Source organism: Sphingomonas mucosissima (assembly GCF_002197665.1).
GTDB classification, from domain to species: Bacteria; Pseudomonadota; Alphaproteobacteria; order Sphingomonadales; family Sphingomonadaceae; genus Sphingomonas; species Sphingomonas mucosissima.
Window position 1 is genome coordinate 81,944 of sequence record NZ_NBBJ01000005.1, and the last position, 13,737, is coordinate 95,680.

Consider the following 13,737-nt stretch of genomic DNA (forward strand, 5'->3'; position numbering starts at 1 on the left):
GTCCAATGAAGTTTATGGACTCGGCATGAGTTCGCCCGTGCCCTCCGTCGTTCAGGCCTTTGCGATTGTGCGCGCCTTGGCAGACGGCAGGGCGCTGACGCTGTCGGAAGTGGCGCAGATCTGCGGTATCAGCCCTTCGAGCTGTCTTGGCCTGCTGCGCACACTAGTCGGCGAAGGGGTGCTTTCGCCCGGTGAGGGCAAGAGATACGCGCTGTCGCCGCCCTGGTCGGAGATCGCGGCGAGCGATCTTGATCGGGCGACCCGGCTGGTGGCGCGCGCGCGGCCGATGCTGGAGCGCGCTGCGCGCGCTTGGCATGCGCCGATCGGGCTTTGGCGCGTCGCGGGCCGTGACCGGCTGCAACTCGTGGCGCTGGGCCAGAGCATCGCGGCGACGCGGATCCATATGGAAGAGGGGCAGCGCCAGCCGATCGGCAGCGGTGCCGTTGGGCGCGCATTGGCCGCGGCACAGCGCGTTGGCCGCGACGAGCTGGCGCGCCGCTTCGCCGCCATACGCTGGCAACGGCCGATCACGTTTGAGGATTATGCCGCGCAGGTCGCCGAGGCGGTGACGCTTGGCTATGGGGTCGACGACGGGCTCAGCTATGCCGGCATCGCCTCGGTCGCGGTGTGTCTGCCCGACGAGGCGCAATCACTGTGCGTCTCGGCATCCGTTTTCGCCGGGTCGCGCAGCGCGACGGAATTTATCGATCTTATCAACGCGCTTCGCGAGCTTGCCGCCGAGATTGCGGCGCTTGACCAGAAACAGCCACAGCCGACCAGAAAGGCCCGCGCATGATCCCCGCTGCCCGCAACGATTTCCCGGAAATCCGCGACGCCGTCCGCGCGCTCGTGCGCGAGTTCGGCGACAGCTACTTTCGCGAGGTCGACGATCAGCGCGCCTATCCCGAGGCGTTTGTCGAGGCTTTGACCAAGGCGGGCTGGATGGCGGCGCTGATTCCGGAAAGCTACGGCGGCGCGGGACTGGGGCTCACCGAAGCGTCGATCATCATGGAGGAGATCAACCGGGCGGGCGGCAATTCGGGCGCCTGCCACGGGCAGATGTACAACATGAACACGCTGCTGCGGCATGGTTCGGATGAGCAGAAGCAGCGCTTTCTGCCCGAGATCGCCAGCGGGGCGCTCCGCCTTCAATCCATGGCGGTGACGGAGCCCACCACTGGTACCAATACAACTGAGCTGAAGACCCGCGCGGAGCGGCGCGGGGACAAATATGTCGTGAATGGCCAGAAGGTGTGGATCAGCCGGATCCAGCATTCCGACCTGATGATCCTGCTGGCCCGCACGACGCCGCTGGAGGAAGTGAAGAAGAAGGCTGATGGGCTGTCGATCTTCCTCGTCGATCTTCAGGCGGCGATCGGCAAGGGCATGGAGGTCCGGCCGATCCGCAACATGGTCAACCACGAGACCAACGAAGTGTTCTTCGACGATCTGGAGCTGCCGGCTGAAAGCCTGATTGGCGAAGAAGGCAAGGGTTTCCGCTACCTATTGGACGGACTTAACGCCGAGCGTGCACTGATTGCCGCGGAGTGCATCGGCGATGGATATTGGTTCGTCGAGCGGGCGGTGCAGTACGGGTCTGAACGGATCGTCTTTGACCGGCCGATCGCCAAGAACCAGGGCGTCCAATTTCCGATCGCGCAGGCTTATATGGAAGTGCGGGCGGCGGACCTGATGCGGTATGAGGCGTGCCGGCTGTTCGACGCCCACCAGCCATGCGGTGCCGAGGCGAACATGGCCAAGCATCTGGCGGCGGAGTCGTCATGGAAGGCCGCAAATGCATGTCTTCAGACACATGGCGGCTTCGGCTTCGCCGCAGACTATGATGTCGAGCGCAAGTTCCGGGAAACACGGCTTTATCAGGTGGCGCCGATCAGCTCGAACCTGATCCTCAGCTTCGTGGGCGAGCACGTGCTGGGCATGCCCCGCAGCTTCTGACGCGGCGTTCCCCTTAGACGCGGACGGGTGTCGAAACCCGTCCGATGTCGCCGAAGACGCTTAGATACCTCGCGATTTCTGCAGGCTCTCCCGTTGCCTTTGCTGGATTGTCGGAGAGCTTGACCGCGCTGCGACCGTCCACGCGCGTCACTTTGCAGACCAGAGAGAGCGGGGCGAGCGGCGCGTCTCCCTCTGGGTCGCAGCCGCGGAAGTCGTTGGTGAGGTTGGTACCCCAGCCGAAGCTCATGCGGACGCGGCCATGGAAGTGGCGGTAGGTCGCCATGATGGAGTCGACGTCCATGCCATCGGAGAAGATCAGCAGCTTGCGGCGGGGGTCCTGACCCTTTTCTTGCCACCAGCGGATGATCTGCTCGCCTGCTTCGATCGGCGGGGCGCTGTCCGGCCGGAAGCCGGTCCAGTCCGCTACCCAGTCGGGGGCCTCCTGCAGGAAGGAGGTCGTTCCGAAGGTATCCGGCAATACGATCAACAGGTTACCGGAATAATCTTCCTGCCATTCCTCAAGTACCCGGTAGGGCGCACTTGCGAGTTCCTCGTCATTGCGGGCCTGGGCGGCGGCGACCATCGGCAGTTCGTGGGCGTTGGTGCCGATGGCTTCCAGATCGGCGTCCATTGCGAGGAGCACGTTGGACGTGCCGATGAAGCGATCGCCCAGCCCCTCCTTTAACGCCTCGACGCACCAGCGCTGCCATAGGAAGCCGTGGCGGCGGCGTGTTCCGAAATCGGATAGGGCAAGGTCGGGAAGCTCCTGCAAACGCTCTACCTTTTCCCAGAGCCGTGCCTTTGCCCGCGCATAGAGAACATCCAGGGCGAAGCGGCCGCGGTGGCGCAGGGCGGCGCGAGAACGAAGCTCGTTGACGATGGAGAGGGCGGGGATTTCCCACATGGTGGCGGCGGCCCAGGGGCCCGTGAAGCTCAGTTCGAACTGGCCGCCGACCGTGCGCAGCTCATATTCGGGCAGCTGGAAGTTCGCGAGCCATTGCAGGAAGTTAGGGCGGAACATTCGCTCGACACCGTAGAAGGTGTTGCCAGCGAGCCAGATCAATTCCTGCTTGGTGAAGCGCAAGGTGCGGGCATGATCGAGCTGTTCACGCAACTCCGCCTCGTCGATCACATCGGCCAGCCGCACGGTTTGGGTGCGGTTGATGAGGGAGAAGGTGACTTCGGTGGCGGGGTGGCGCGACTGAATAAGCTGTAACATCAACAGCTTGTAGAAGTCCGTATCCAGCAGGCTGCGGATGATCGGATCGAGCCGGAAACTGTGATTGTAGGTGCGGGTGGCGAGATCGGTGAGGGTCATGACAGGGGATTGTTCGAGCGGGCCGGTTCGTTCCCTGCCGCGCCTCCATGCGCGGCTCGCACCGTTCCGGGGCGGATGCAATTGGCCGCTTATGGCGGGCGGGCAGCGCGGCACCGGCCTGTTGCCGGAGATGATCGGCCGCGCGCAGGTAGTGCGCGGCCAGTTAGCTTTTCGCCGCGTCCCGATCACGCTCCGGGCGGGCGATCGGCAGCGGTTCCTTGAAGGTGAGGGTACGATACGGGAAGGGGATTTCGATGCCCGCGGCGTCGAGCGCGCGCTTGATGCCGCGAACCACTTCGTCGCGGCTGGCGTGCGCATCCACCGGCTTGGAGCCGGCCCACCAGCGGACCAGGAAGGTGATGCTGCTGTCGGCAAATTCCTTGGCGAACACTTCCACCTTCTGATCGGCGCGGACCGTTGAGCAATCCTTCACGGCATCGGCGATCACCTGCCGCGCGGCATCGAGATCGACGTCGTAGGCGATGCCGACCTCGACCGAGTGCCGGCGAATGGCACGCTGGGTGATGACGGTCACCGGGTTCTTGAAGAGAAAGGCGTTGGGAACGATCACAAGCTCCCCGGTGAGGTGCCGCAGGTGCGTGTCGCGCAGCGAAATCATCTCCACCCGGCCTTCGAGATCCTCGCACTCAATCACGTCCCCGATCCGCATCTGCTTGCGCAGCATGATGAGGACGCCGGCGAGGAAGTTCTCAAAGATATCCTTGAAGGCGAAGCCAACCGCGACCGAGCCGAGCCCCAGCACCGCCAGGATATTGGCGGGCGTGACCCCGGGAAAGACGATGGAGGCGCTGATCAACAGGCCAATGAGCCAGATCAGCACGCTGATCAGCGTTTCGAACAGATTGACGAGCGTACCGCGCAGCTCGGTCCGGCCCAGCAGGCGTTCCGCGAAATGACGGGCAAATCGCGCCAGGATGAACGTGGCGGCGATCACGATGATGGCGATGGAAAGCTGCGGAAGCAGGCGGATGAACTCTGCCGCCAGTTCCTGAACGCGCCGGAACAGAATCTTGATGACGTCCACGCATCGCTCCCTTTGGCGGAAGAACGCGCGAGGGCCGAAAGGTTCGCCGGCCCCGCCGCGGGAGGCAGCGAGGCGGGTGGGGCGGCTAAGCCGGTGGGCGGCGGCGGGTGGCCGAGACGCCGGTGTAGCGGCCGGGTCGGTGCCAGAGGTACACGACAGAGGCCATCATCAACGCGCTGACCGCCGACCAGAGCAGGCGATCCGGGCGCAGAAAGACACCGGCCGCGGCGAGAACGAGCGCGTCGATCGCGATCTGGGTGCGGCCGGCATTCCAGCCGCGTGCGTTTTGCAGCCACAAGGTGACGATCCCGACGCCGCCGACGCCGGCGCCGTGACGGGCCAGCGCCAGCGTTCCCATGCCGAGCAGCGTTCCGCCGGCGATCGCGGCGACGGCGGGATTGCCGCTGGCGATCCGCGTGGTTGCGTCGATCACCATCGACATGCCAGCGATGCCCAGGCTGACGATGATCGTCCGGGCGGTGAACCAGCTGCCCATCACCCGCGCGGCCAGGATGAAGAAGGGCAGGTTGAGCACGGCGAACAGCACGCCGGGGCTGATGCTGATGAAGCGCGAGATCAGGAGGGCGAGCCCGGCCGTGCCGCCGGTCACCAGATGCGCGGCGCGCAGCATCGCGAGCCCGACCGCGATCAGGATGCAGCCGATGCACAAGGCATAGCCATCCTCCAGGCTGGTGTGCGAGGTTGCGGCCAGATCGTCAGAAAACGGCGTGTTCGGCATGGGGCCCCCGATGGTGACCGGCATCCCCTTCCCAAAAACGGCTGCCTGCGCGTGGTTCCGTGCCGGCGCGCGCCGGGCGCATTGCCGGCGAACGTTCGGCCACCGGACTGGCGAACCTTGCCGCTCTTCATCGCGAACCGGGTCGATTGCAATAGCGGGACTTTCCGCGCGGGATTGCCGTGACGGACGGGACTGGTGCCGGGCACTGTACCAGCGGCCGAGCCGGTGGGTGTTGGCGCTTGTCGCTGAGTGGATTTGGCGCAACAAGGGCTTGAGAACAGGAGCCTCTTTGATGCGTCGTCGGACCTTTGTCGCCACCCTGCCTGCGCTTGCGATGGCGCCCACCTTGGCCCGGGCGCAGCAAGGCACCGGGGGCGGGGCGCAAGGCACCGACGGACCGGGACAGGGCGGCGCGCCGCAGCCGGCGACGGCCAAGGGGGCTGACCTGCCGGGGCATTGGGCGGCCCGCGAAGACCGGTTCATTCGGCCGGACGTGCATGCCGGCGATCGGCCGGTGGGGGCGAGCTTTGCCTCGCGCACGGCGGTGTACGGGATGAACGGCGCCGCGGGCACGGCGCATCCATTCGCGACGCAGGCGGGCATCGATATCCTGCGGCGCGGCGGATCGGCGGTGGATGCCGCGATCGCGATGAACGCGTGCCTCGGGCTGCTGGAGCCGACCGCCAACGGGATCGGCGGCGATATTTATGCCATGATCTGGGACCCCAAGCAGAAGAAGGTGGTGGGGCTGGCCGGATCGGGCGCGAGCCCGCGCGGGCTGTCACTGGAAACGGTGCGGTCGCGGGCGAAGAACGGCGCGCTGCCGCCATTGGGCGCGATCACCGTCTCGGTGCCCGGCACGGTGGACGGCTGGTGGACGATGCACCAGCGCTACGGCAAGCTGCCCTGGGCGAGCCTGTTCGAGCCGGCGATCGCGATGGCGGAGGCGGGAACGCCGGTGCCCGACATCATCGCTTATTATATCCGCCGCAGCATGGCGAACTTCGCGAAGCCCGGGAACGGCGTGGAGGAAACGGCCAACGCGCTGAAGACCTGGGGCATCAATGGCGGCAAGGGGCCGCAGGCGGGGCAGGTGTTTCGCAATCCCGACCTTGCCCGCACCTATCGCGCGATTGCGCAGGGCGGGCGGGACGCTTTCTACGCAGGCGATATCGCGCGCACGATCGACCGCTATTTCAAGCGGATCGGCGGCTGGCTGCGCTACGAGGATCTGGCGGCGCATCGTTCGGAATGGATCGAGCCGAACCGCACCGATTATCGCGGCACCACGGTGCACGCGCTTGGCGCCAACACGCAGGGCATCGCCACGTTGCAGATGCTCAACATCCTTGAGCACTTCGACCTGAAGGGCGCGGGGTTCCAATCCGCGCTGTCGATCCACTTGCAGGCCGAGGCGAAGCGGCTCGCCTATGAAGATCGTGCGCGTTTCTATGGCGATCCGAAGTTTTCCAAGGTGCCGGTGGAGTGGCTGATCTCCAAGGAATATGCCGCTGAGCGCGCCAAGCTGATCCGGCCCGATCGCATCCTGACGCCGGTGTATCCGGGCCAAGCGCCGAGCAGGGGCGACACGACCTATTTCTCCTGCGCCGACAAGGACGGGATGATGGTGTCGCTGATCCAGTCCAATTTCCGCGGCATGGGATCGGGGCTGGTGGCGGACGGCCTTGGCTTCATGTTCCAGGACCGTGGGCAGTTGTTCAGTCTGAAAGACGGGCACCCCAATATCTATGCGCCGGGCAAGCGGCCGTTCCAGACGATCATTCCCGGCTTTGCGACGCGCGGCAGCGATCCGTGGATGAGCTTTGGCGTGATGGGCGGCGACATGCAGCCGCAGGGGCAGACGCAGATCATCGTCAACCGGGTGGATTACGGGCTGGAGATCCAGTCCGCCGGGGATGCGCCGCGCTGGCACCATGAAGGATCGTCGCAGTCGATGGGCGAGGACGATCCGGATCTGGGGCCGACCGGCCGGCTGCGGCTGGAAAGCGGGGTGCCGATCGAGACGCGCAAGCGGCTGGCGGCGATCGGCTGGCAGCTGGGCGATCCCGATGGCGGCTTTGGCCGGTATGAGTGCGTCGAGCACCGCATGGATGGCGCGACGCGCGTTTATGCAGCGGCGAGCGAGATGCGCGCCGATGGGTGTGCGCTGGCTTATTGAGGGGAGGGGCGCCCGGCTGCCCCTACTCAGGGTAGCGGGCGTGCATGAAAAACAGGCCGTCGGGCGGGGCGTTCAGGCCGAGGCGGGCGCGATCGGCGGCGGCAAGGGCGTCGCCCATGTCCTCGATCGACCAGCGGCCGAGCCCGACCAGCGCGAGGCAGCCGACCATCGAGCGGACCTGATGGTGGAGGAAGGAGCGTGCCTCGGCGACCACCGCTATGCGATGGCCGCTGCGCGTGACGTTCAGCACGTCCAATGACTTCAGCGGGCTGGCCGATTGGCAATGCGCCGAGCGGAAGGTGGTGAAATCGTGGCGGCCGATCAGGAGCTGCGCTGCCTGGTGCATCGCGGCGGCGTCCAGCGGCTGGGCGACTTGCCAGGCGAGGCCCTTTTCCCAGGTGAGCGGCGCGCGCCGATTGACGATGCGATATTCGTAGGCGCGGCCGATGCAGGAGAAGCGGGCGTGCCAGTCGCCCGGCACTTCCTCGCAGGCGAGGATCGCGACCGGGTTGGGGCGAAGGCGGGCGTTGAGCGCTTCGCTGAGGCGGAAGGCGGTGATCGGCTTTTCGATGTCGAGGTGCGCGCGCATTGCGGCGCCGTGGACGCCGGCATCGGTGCGGCCGGCGGCGTGAACGGCGGTGCGCTCGCCGGTGACCGCGAAGGCGGCGTCCTCGATCGCTTGCTGGACGCTGGGGCCGTGATCCTGCCGCTGCCAGCCCATGAAGGGGCGGCCGTCGAACTCCACCGTTAGCGCGAAGCGCGTCACAGGCGGGTGCCGGGCGGGATGGGGAAGCCGCGGAGCAGCTCGGCGACCGTCATGACGCCGCGGCCGGCGCGCTGGACGGAGGTGGGGCGGATCGCTCGGCTCGCGCAGGCGATGGTGAAATGGTCGTCGGTGACGGTGCCCGGGGTGCCGGCGGGTGCCTCGAGGAGGTCGGCGGCGAGGATGCGGAGGCGCTCGCCGTTGATCTCCAGCCACGCGCCGGGCGGGTTGAAGGCGCGGATCTGGCGCTCGACCGCGGCGGCGTCCTGCGCGAAGTCGAGGCGCATCTCGTCTTTGGCGATCTTGGCGGCGTAGGTGATGCCGTCTTCGGGCTGGGGCTTGGCGGGGTGCGCGTCGAGATCGGCGAGCACCTCGACCATCAGGCGCGCGCCGAGGGTAGCGAGCTCGGTGGTCAGCTCGCCGGCGGTCTTGGCCGCGATCGGCGTGCGGCCTTCCAGGCGGACGGGGCCGGTATCGAGCCCGGCTTCCATTTGCATGATGCCGGCGCCCGTTTCGGCGTCGCCGGCGAGGATTGCGCGCTGGATCGGGGCGGCGCCGCGCCAGCGCGGGAGGAGCGAGCCGTGGATGTTGAGGCAGCCGTGGCGCGGGGCGTCGAGCACCGCGCGCGGGAGGATGAGGCCGTAGGCGGCGACCACCGCGACGTCCGCGTCGAGCGCGGCGAAATCGGCCTGCGCCTCGGCGTTCTTGAGCGAGACGGGGGTGCGCACCGGGATGCCGAGCGCCTCGGCGCGCTGGTGGACGGGCGAGGGCACGAGCGCGCGCCCGCGACGGCCGCCGGGGCGGGGCGGCTGGCTGTAGGCCGCGATGATCTGATGCCCGGCCTCTGCCAGCGCGTCGAGCGCGGGCACGGCGAAGTCGGGCGTTCCCATGAAGACGATCCGCATGGGGCGCGCTTCAACGCGCTGGCGCAGCCACGCGCAACCCCCTATCTGTTCCCGCGATGGCATCGCGGGAGATCGAGGCGCTGACGGGCGCGCTGGCGCGGCTGCCCGGCCTGGGCCCACGATCGGCGCGGCGTGCGGTGCTGCACCTCATGAAGAAGCGCGAGGGTGCGCTGGTGCCGCTGCTCGCCGCGTTGCAGGCGGTGGAGGAGCGGCTGGCGACCTGCTCGACCTGCGGCAATGTGGATACGCATGATCCGTGCGCGATCTGCGCCGATCCGCGGCGTGACGCGCGGGCGCTGTGCGTGGTGGAGGAAGTGGCGGATTTGTGGGCGCTCGACCGTTCGCGGCTGTTTCCGGGGCGCTTCCATGTGCTGGGCGGGCGGCTTTCCGCGCTGGAGGGCGTGCGGCCGGAAGACCTGGCGATCGACGGGCTGGTGACGCGGATCGAGGCGGGCGGCGTCGATGAAGTGGTGCTCGCCATGAACGCGACGCTGGAGGGGCAGACGACGGCGCATTATATCGCGGAGCGGCTGGAGCGCTTCCCGGTGCGCCTCACGCAGCTGGCACATGGCCTGCCGGTGGGGGGCGAGCTGGATTATCTCGATGAAGGCACGCTGGCGCAGGCGCTGCGCGCGCGGCGCCCGGTGGCCTGACCGCCACGCTTGATTCGCAAGGGACGCGCCAATATCTGCCCCCAATGGCCGTTCTTCCTATCGTCGAGATTCCCGATCCCCGCCTTCGCCTGATGTGCGAACCCGTTGCCGACATCGATGCCGAGGTGCGTCAGCTTTCCGCCGACATGACCGAGACGATGTATGCCGCGCATGGCATCGGCCTCGCTGCGATCCAGGTGGGCGTGGCGCGGCGCGTGGTGGTGATCGACCTGCAGGAGCGCGAAAGCGAGGACGAGGAAAAGCCCGAGGCCGTCCGCAACCCGGTGACGTATATCAATCCGGAGATCCTGTCGGTGTCGGACGAGGTGTCGCGCTATCAGGAAGGCTGCCTGTCGATCCCGGAGCAATATGCCGAGGTGGAGCGCCCGGCGCGCTGCCGTGTAGCGTGGCTCGATCTGGATGGCGCGCGGCATGAGGAGGAGATGAGCGGCCTGCTCGCCACCTGCATGCAGCACGAGATCGATCACCTGAACGGCGTGCTCTTCATCGATCACATCACCAAGCTGAAGCGCGACATGCTGCTGAAGAAGCTGGCCAAGGCGCGCAAGAACGCCGCCTGACGGCGCTTGCCGCGCGTGATCGCGGCGTCTAGGTTCGCGCTTCGTTCTCTTGAGGAGGAAGCGTGGAGCCGATCGCTGCCGTGTTTGTCATTGTCGCCTTGCTGCTGGGGCTGGCCGTCGGCTGGTGGCTGGCGCAGCGCAGCGTTGCGGCGATCCGCGCCGAGCGCGATGCGCGGGCCGAGGAGTTCAAGCGCGCGATCGTTGACCTCGCGGGCGCCGAGGAGCGGGCCAAGGCGGCGGATGGCTTGCGGCGGGAGCTTGGCGAGCTTCGTGCCGACCGCGATGCCGCGCGTGGCGATGTGGCGCGGCTGGAAGCGGAGGCACGCGGCTTCGATGCGCGGCTGACCGAGCTGCGCGAGGCGAAGGACGCGCTTTCGGCGCAGTTCAGCCAGGTGGGGCAGAAGCTGCTCACCGAGGCGCAGGACCGCTTTCTGCAGCGCGCGAACGAACGCTTTCGCGAATCGGAGGAAGTGGCGGGTGCGAATTTGCGCGCCATGCTCCAGCCAGTGAGCGAGCGGTTGCAGCGCTACGAAGAGGGTGTGCACAAGGTGGAGGCCGAGCGGCGCGATGCCTTTGGCGAGCTGCGCGGGCAGATCGAGCAGATGCGCCTCGGCCAGGAAAGCGTGCGCAGCGAGGCGGCCAAGCTCGTCAATGCGCTGCGCAATGCGCCGAAAGCGCGGGGACGCTGGGGCGAGCAGCAGCTGCGCAACGTGCTGGAAAGCTGCGGGCTGTCCGAACATGCCGACTTCGCGACCGAAGTGTCGGTGACCGATGCCGAGGGCGCGCGTTTCCGCCCCGACGTGATCGTGCGCATTCCCGGCGGCAAGTCGCTGGTGATCGACGCCAAGGTTTCCTTGAATGCCTATCAGGATGCGTTCGGCGCGGTGGACGAGGTGGAGCGCGCGGCGGGGCTGACGGCGCATGCCGCGGCGATGCGCGCGCACGTCAATGGGCTCGGCGCCAAGGCCTATTGGAACCAGTTCGACGATGCGCCCGATTATGTGATCATGTTCGTGCCCGGCGAGCATTTCCTGTCAGCGGCCCTGGAGCATGATTCAGGGCTGTGGGACTATGCCTTTGAGCGGCGGGTGCTGCTGGCGACGCCGACCAACCTCATCGCGATTGCGCGGACCGTGGCGGCGGTGTGGCGGCAGGAATTGCTGGCCGAACAGGCGCGCGAGATCGCGCAGCTGGGCAAGGACCTGTACGCGCGACTTTCGGTGATGGGCGGGCATGTCGCCAAGCTCGGCAAGAACCTGGACACCGCGATGTCGGCGTACAACCAGTTCGTCGGCAGCCTGGAATCGCAGGTGCTGACGCAGGCGCGCCGCTTCGAGGCGCTGAAGATCGACACGGCGGGCAAGAGCATCGAGGCGCCGCCGGTAAGCGAGCAGAGTGCGCGTCCGGTGACGAAGCTGATTACGAGTGAGGCCGCAGAGTAGCGGCTCGCGGCGCGGTCGTCGCGGCTGCTGCGCGATGCTGGCTGCTTTGGGTGGTGCGGCCTTATTTTTGCGTTCGGCGTGGGTTGGCCGGGGTTGGGGCTGGTGATACGCGCGATTGAGCGGTCGGCCTGCGGCGCGATGGATGTCGGGACAGGCTCGGCGTGACGAATGGGGCAGCGAGTGCGATCTCGTTGCGAGGTCTCGTGACCTTCGCGTTGCGGCAGTGCGTTTCTGCGAGAGAGCATGGGCCTAGCGCGGATTCTCACTAGATTGCCCCATTGTCGTTTCTGCGTCCTCGCGCGCTGCTGCGCCGTGCTTGCGTTCACCGCTGCGTTGTTGGTCAGGGGCGTTTTCTAGCGCTTGGTGTAGGACCGGTGTTGTTGCCGTTGCCTTGATGGGACGCCGCTCTAATCATTGAGCGGTGGCGCCTGCGGAGCCATGGATCCCGGCACAAGGCCGGGTTGACGGGCTGGGTGGGGGTTGCGCGCCCTGATGTGCGGAGTGTTGCGCGGCCGAGGTCGGGGCCCGGACGCGTGTGTTAGCCGCGCAGCGCCGACGCGGCGCGGGCTTTGGCTTCGATTTCGGCGGGGGTGCCGGTGGTGATCCAGCTGCCGCCGACGCACAGGACGGGATCGAAGGCGAGCCAGTCGGGGGCGGTCGCTTCGGTGATGCCGCCGGTGGGGCAGAAGCGGCATTGATTGAAGGGGGCGGCGAGCGCCTTCAGGGCCTTGAGGCCGCCGGAGGTTTCGGCGGGGAAGAACTTGAAATGGGTGAGGCCGAGATCGAGGCCGCGCATGATGTCGCCGGCGGTGGCGGTGCCGGGGAGATAGGGGATGCCGCTGGCGATGATCGGGACGGCGAGCCGCTCGGTGAGGCCGGGGGAGACGATGAATTCGGCGCCGGCCTTTGCCACCTGGTCGAACTGATCGGTGGAGACCACCGTGCCCGCGCCGACGATCGCGCCGGGCACTTGCTTCATCTCCCGGATCGCGTCGAGCGCGGCTGGGGTGCGCAGGGTGACTTCGAGGACGCGCAGGCCGCCTGCGACGAGCGCCTCCGCCAGGGGGCGGGCGGTGGCGGCATCGTCGATCACCAGCACGGGGATGACGGCGCTGGTGCGCATGATGTCGGCGATGGTCGTCATGCGGTGTGCTCCTGTGCGAAGGCAGCCGCGGCGCCGAAAAGGCCGGGCTGGGGATGGGTGATGAGCTTGACCGGGATGCCGGCCATCATCGACTGGAACCGGCCCTTGGCAACGAAGCGCTGGTCAAAGCCCGAACGGATCAGCTTGTCCTTAATGCGCAGGCCGAGGCCACCGGCGATGACGACGCCGTTCGCGCCATGCGCGAGCGCGAGGTCACCGGCCGCGGCACCAAGCGCGAGGCAGAAGCGATCAAGCGCGGCGAGCGCGATTGAGTCGGTGCCCTCGAGCGCCTCGGTCCAGATCGTCTTGTCGTCGTGCGAGGGGACGGAGCGGCCCTCCATTTCAGCGAGCGTTTCGTAGATCGCGACGATGCCGGGGCCGGCGCAGATCCGCTCGGTCGAGACGCGCGTGAAGGTGCGGCGTAGGCGCTTCAGGATCGCGTCCTCAATCGGATCGAGCGGGGCGTAATCCATGTGGCCGCCTTCGGTGGCAAGGACATGGTAGCGGCCGTCGGTCTTGAAAACCTGCGCGACGCCGAGGCCAGTGCCGGGGCCGCAAACGGTGGTCACGCCCTTGGCCGGGATCGGCACATCGGGGCCGCAGAGGTGATCGAAGTCTTCGTCGGGGAGCTGGGCCACGGCATGGCCGATCGCGCCGAAATCGTTGATGATCGTGTAGGTATCCGCGCCCAGCCGCTCCGGGATCAAGGACGGGCGGATCACCCAGGGATTGTTGGTGAGGCGGATCACGTCACCGGTGATCGGCGAGGCGACCGCAATGGCGGCGGCCTTTGGCACCGGGCGATCGAGCTTCTTCTCGAACGCCTGCCAGGCGGTCTGCAGGCTGGCATGCTCGGCGGTCTTGAGCGTCACTGGCTCACCGAGCGAGCGAACGCGGCCGTTCTCGACCTCGGCAATGGCAAAGCGGGCGTGGGTGCCGCCGATGTCGACTGAAACGATGTCCACGAAACTCTTGCTCCTCGACTGTGCGGAGGGGGCGTGAAGCCGGCTGC

The 13,737-nt window shown here is 67.3% G+C and carries 13 protein-coding genes; 6 read left to right on the forward strand and 7 right to left on the reverse strand.

Annotated features, from left to right (window positions below; genetic code table 11):
* The first annotated feature begins 25 nt into the window (after nucleotides 1-25).
* Together SPMU_RS13700 and SPMU_RS13705 are read left to right on the forward strand one after the other, a co-directional pair.
* Complete coding sequence (locus SPMU_RS13700) at nucleotides 26-796, forward strand: IclR family transcriptional regulator (protein WP_088334492.1); 771 nt, start codon at nucleotides 26-28, stop codon at nucleotides 794-796.
* The gene (locus SPMU_RS13705) at nucleotides 793-1,956 is read left to right on the forward strand and encodes an acyl-CoA dehydrogenase family protein (protein WP_088334493.1); all 1,164 of its coding nucleotides are present in this window, start codon (nucleotides 793-795) and stop codon (nucleotides 1,954-1,956) included. The genes SPMU_RS13700 and SPMU_RS13705 overlap by 4 nt, the downstream gene beginning before the upstream one ends.
* Nucleotides 1,957-1,969: 13 nt before the next feature.
* Here SPMU_RS13705 and pncB read toward each other — a convergent pair whose 3' ends face one another.
* The 3 genes from pncB to SPMU_RS13720 form a co-directional block, all read right to left on the reverse strand.
* Entirely contained in the window at nucleotides 1,970-3,274 is a 1,305-nt protein-coding gene (pncB, locus tag SPMU_RS13710; RefSeq protein WP_088334494.1) for a nicotinate phosphoribosyltransferase, read from the reverse strand.
* Nucleotides 3,275-3,437: 163 nt separating this feature from the next.
* Entirely contained in the window at nucleotides 3,438-4,319 is an 882-nt protein-coding gene (locus tag SPMU_RS13715; protein ID WP_088334495.1) for a mechanosensitive ion channel family protein, read from the reverse strand.
* A gap of 85 nt (nucleotides 4,320-4,404) precedes the next feature.
* On the reverse strand, nucleotides 4,405-5,082 hold the full coding sequence (locus tag SPMU_RS13720) for a YitT family protein (RefSeq protein ID WP_211275811.1): 678 nt from the start codon (nucleotides 5,080-5,082) through the stop codon (nucleotides 4,405-4,407).
* 268 nt (nucleotides 5,083-5,350) lie between these two features.
* Here SPMU_RS13720 and SPMU_RS13725 point away from each other — a divergent pair, with 268 nt between their 5' ends.
* Nucleotides 5,351-7,237 carry a gamma-glutamyltransferase family protein gene (locus tag SPMU_RS13725; RefSeq protein WP_088334496.1) on the forward strand — a complete coding sequence of 629 codons (1,887 nt, stop codon included), beginning with the start codon at nucleotides 5,351-5,353 and terminating at the stop codon, nucleotides 7,235-7,237.
* 22 nt (nucleotides 7,238-7,259) lie between these two features.
* On the opposite strand, the gene truA is transcribed toward SPMU_RS13725, so the two are convergent.
* Both truA and fmt read right to left on the reverse strand, forming a co-directional pair.
* A complete protein-coding gene (truA, locus tag SPMU_RS13730; RefSeq protein WP_088334497.1) occupies nucleotides 7,260-8,003 on the reverse strand; it encodes a tRNA pseudouridine(38-40) synthase TruA in 744 nt (247 codons plus the stop codon).
* Nucleotides 8,000-8,905 carry a methionyl-tRNA formyltransferase gene (gene fmt / locus SPMU_RS13735; RefSeq protein ID WP_088334498.1) on the reverse strand — a complete coding sequence of 302 codons (906 nt, stop codon included), beginning with the start codon at nucleotides 8,903-8,905 and terminating at the stop codon, nucleotides 8,000-8,002. Before fmt ends, truA begins: the two co-directional genes overlap by 4 nt.
* Nucleotides 8,906-8,961: 56 nt before the next feature.
* On the opposite strand from fmt, the gene recR reads away from it, so the two are divergent.
* The 3 genes from recR (at nucleotide 8,962) to SPMU_RS13750 (ending at nucleotide 11,581) form a co-directional block, all read left to right on the forward strand.
* Nucleotides 8,962-9,558 (forward strand): recombination mediator RecR, encoded by a 597-nt coding sequence (gene recR / locus SPMU_RS13740; protein WP_088334499.1) that lies wholly within the window; start codon nucleotides 8,962-8,964, stop codon nucleotides 9,556-9,558.
* A gap of 44 nt (nucleotides 9,559-9,602) precedes the next feature.
* Nucleotides 9,603-10,139, forward strand: coding sequence for a peptide deformylase (def, locus tag SPMU_RS13745; RefSeq protein ID WP_088334500.1), 537 nt, complete (start codon nucleotides 9,603-9,605; stop codon nucleotides 10,137-10,139).
* A 62-nt stretch (nucleotides 10,140-10,201) separates the two neighbouring features.
* Nucleotides 10,202-11,581, forward strand: a complete 1,380-nt coding sequence (locus tag SPMU_RS13750) for a DNA recombination protein RmuC (RefSeq protein ID WP_245833329.1) — start codon at nucleotides 10,202-10,204, stop codon at nucleotides 11,579-11,581.
* A gap of 538 nt (nucleotides 11,582-12,119) precedes the next feature.
* Here the strand turns inward: SPMU_RS13750 and eda are convergent.
* Both eda and glk read right to left on the reverse strand, forming a co-directional pair.
* Nucleotides 12,120-12,725 (reverse strand): bifunctional 4-hydroxy-2-oxoglutarate aldolase/2-dehydro-3-deoxy-phosphogluconate aldolase, encoded by a 606-nt coding sequence (gene eda, locus SPMU_RS13755; RefSeq protein WP_088334501.1) that lies wholly within the window; start codon nucleotides 12,723-12,725, stop codon nucleotides 12,120-12,122.
* Nucleotides 12,722-13,690, reverse strand: a complete 969-nt coding sequence (glk, locus tag SPMU_RS13760) for a glucokinase (protein WP_088334502.1) — start codon at nucleotides 13,688-13,690, stop codon at nucleotides 12,722-12,724. Before glk ends, eda begins: the two co-directional genes overlap by 4 nt.
* Between the last annotated feature and the right edge of the window lie 47 nt (nucleotides 13,691-13,737).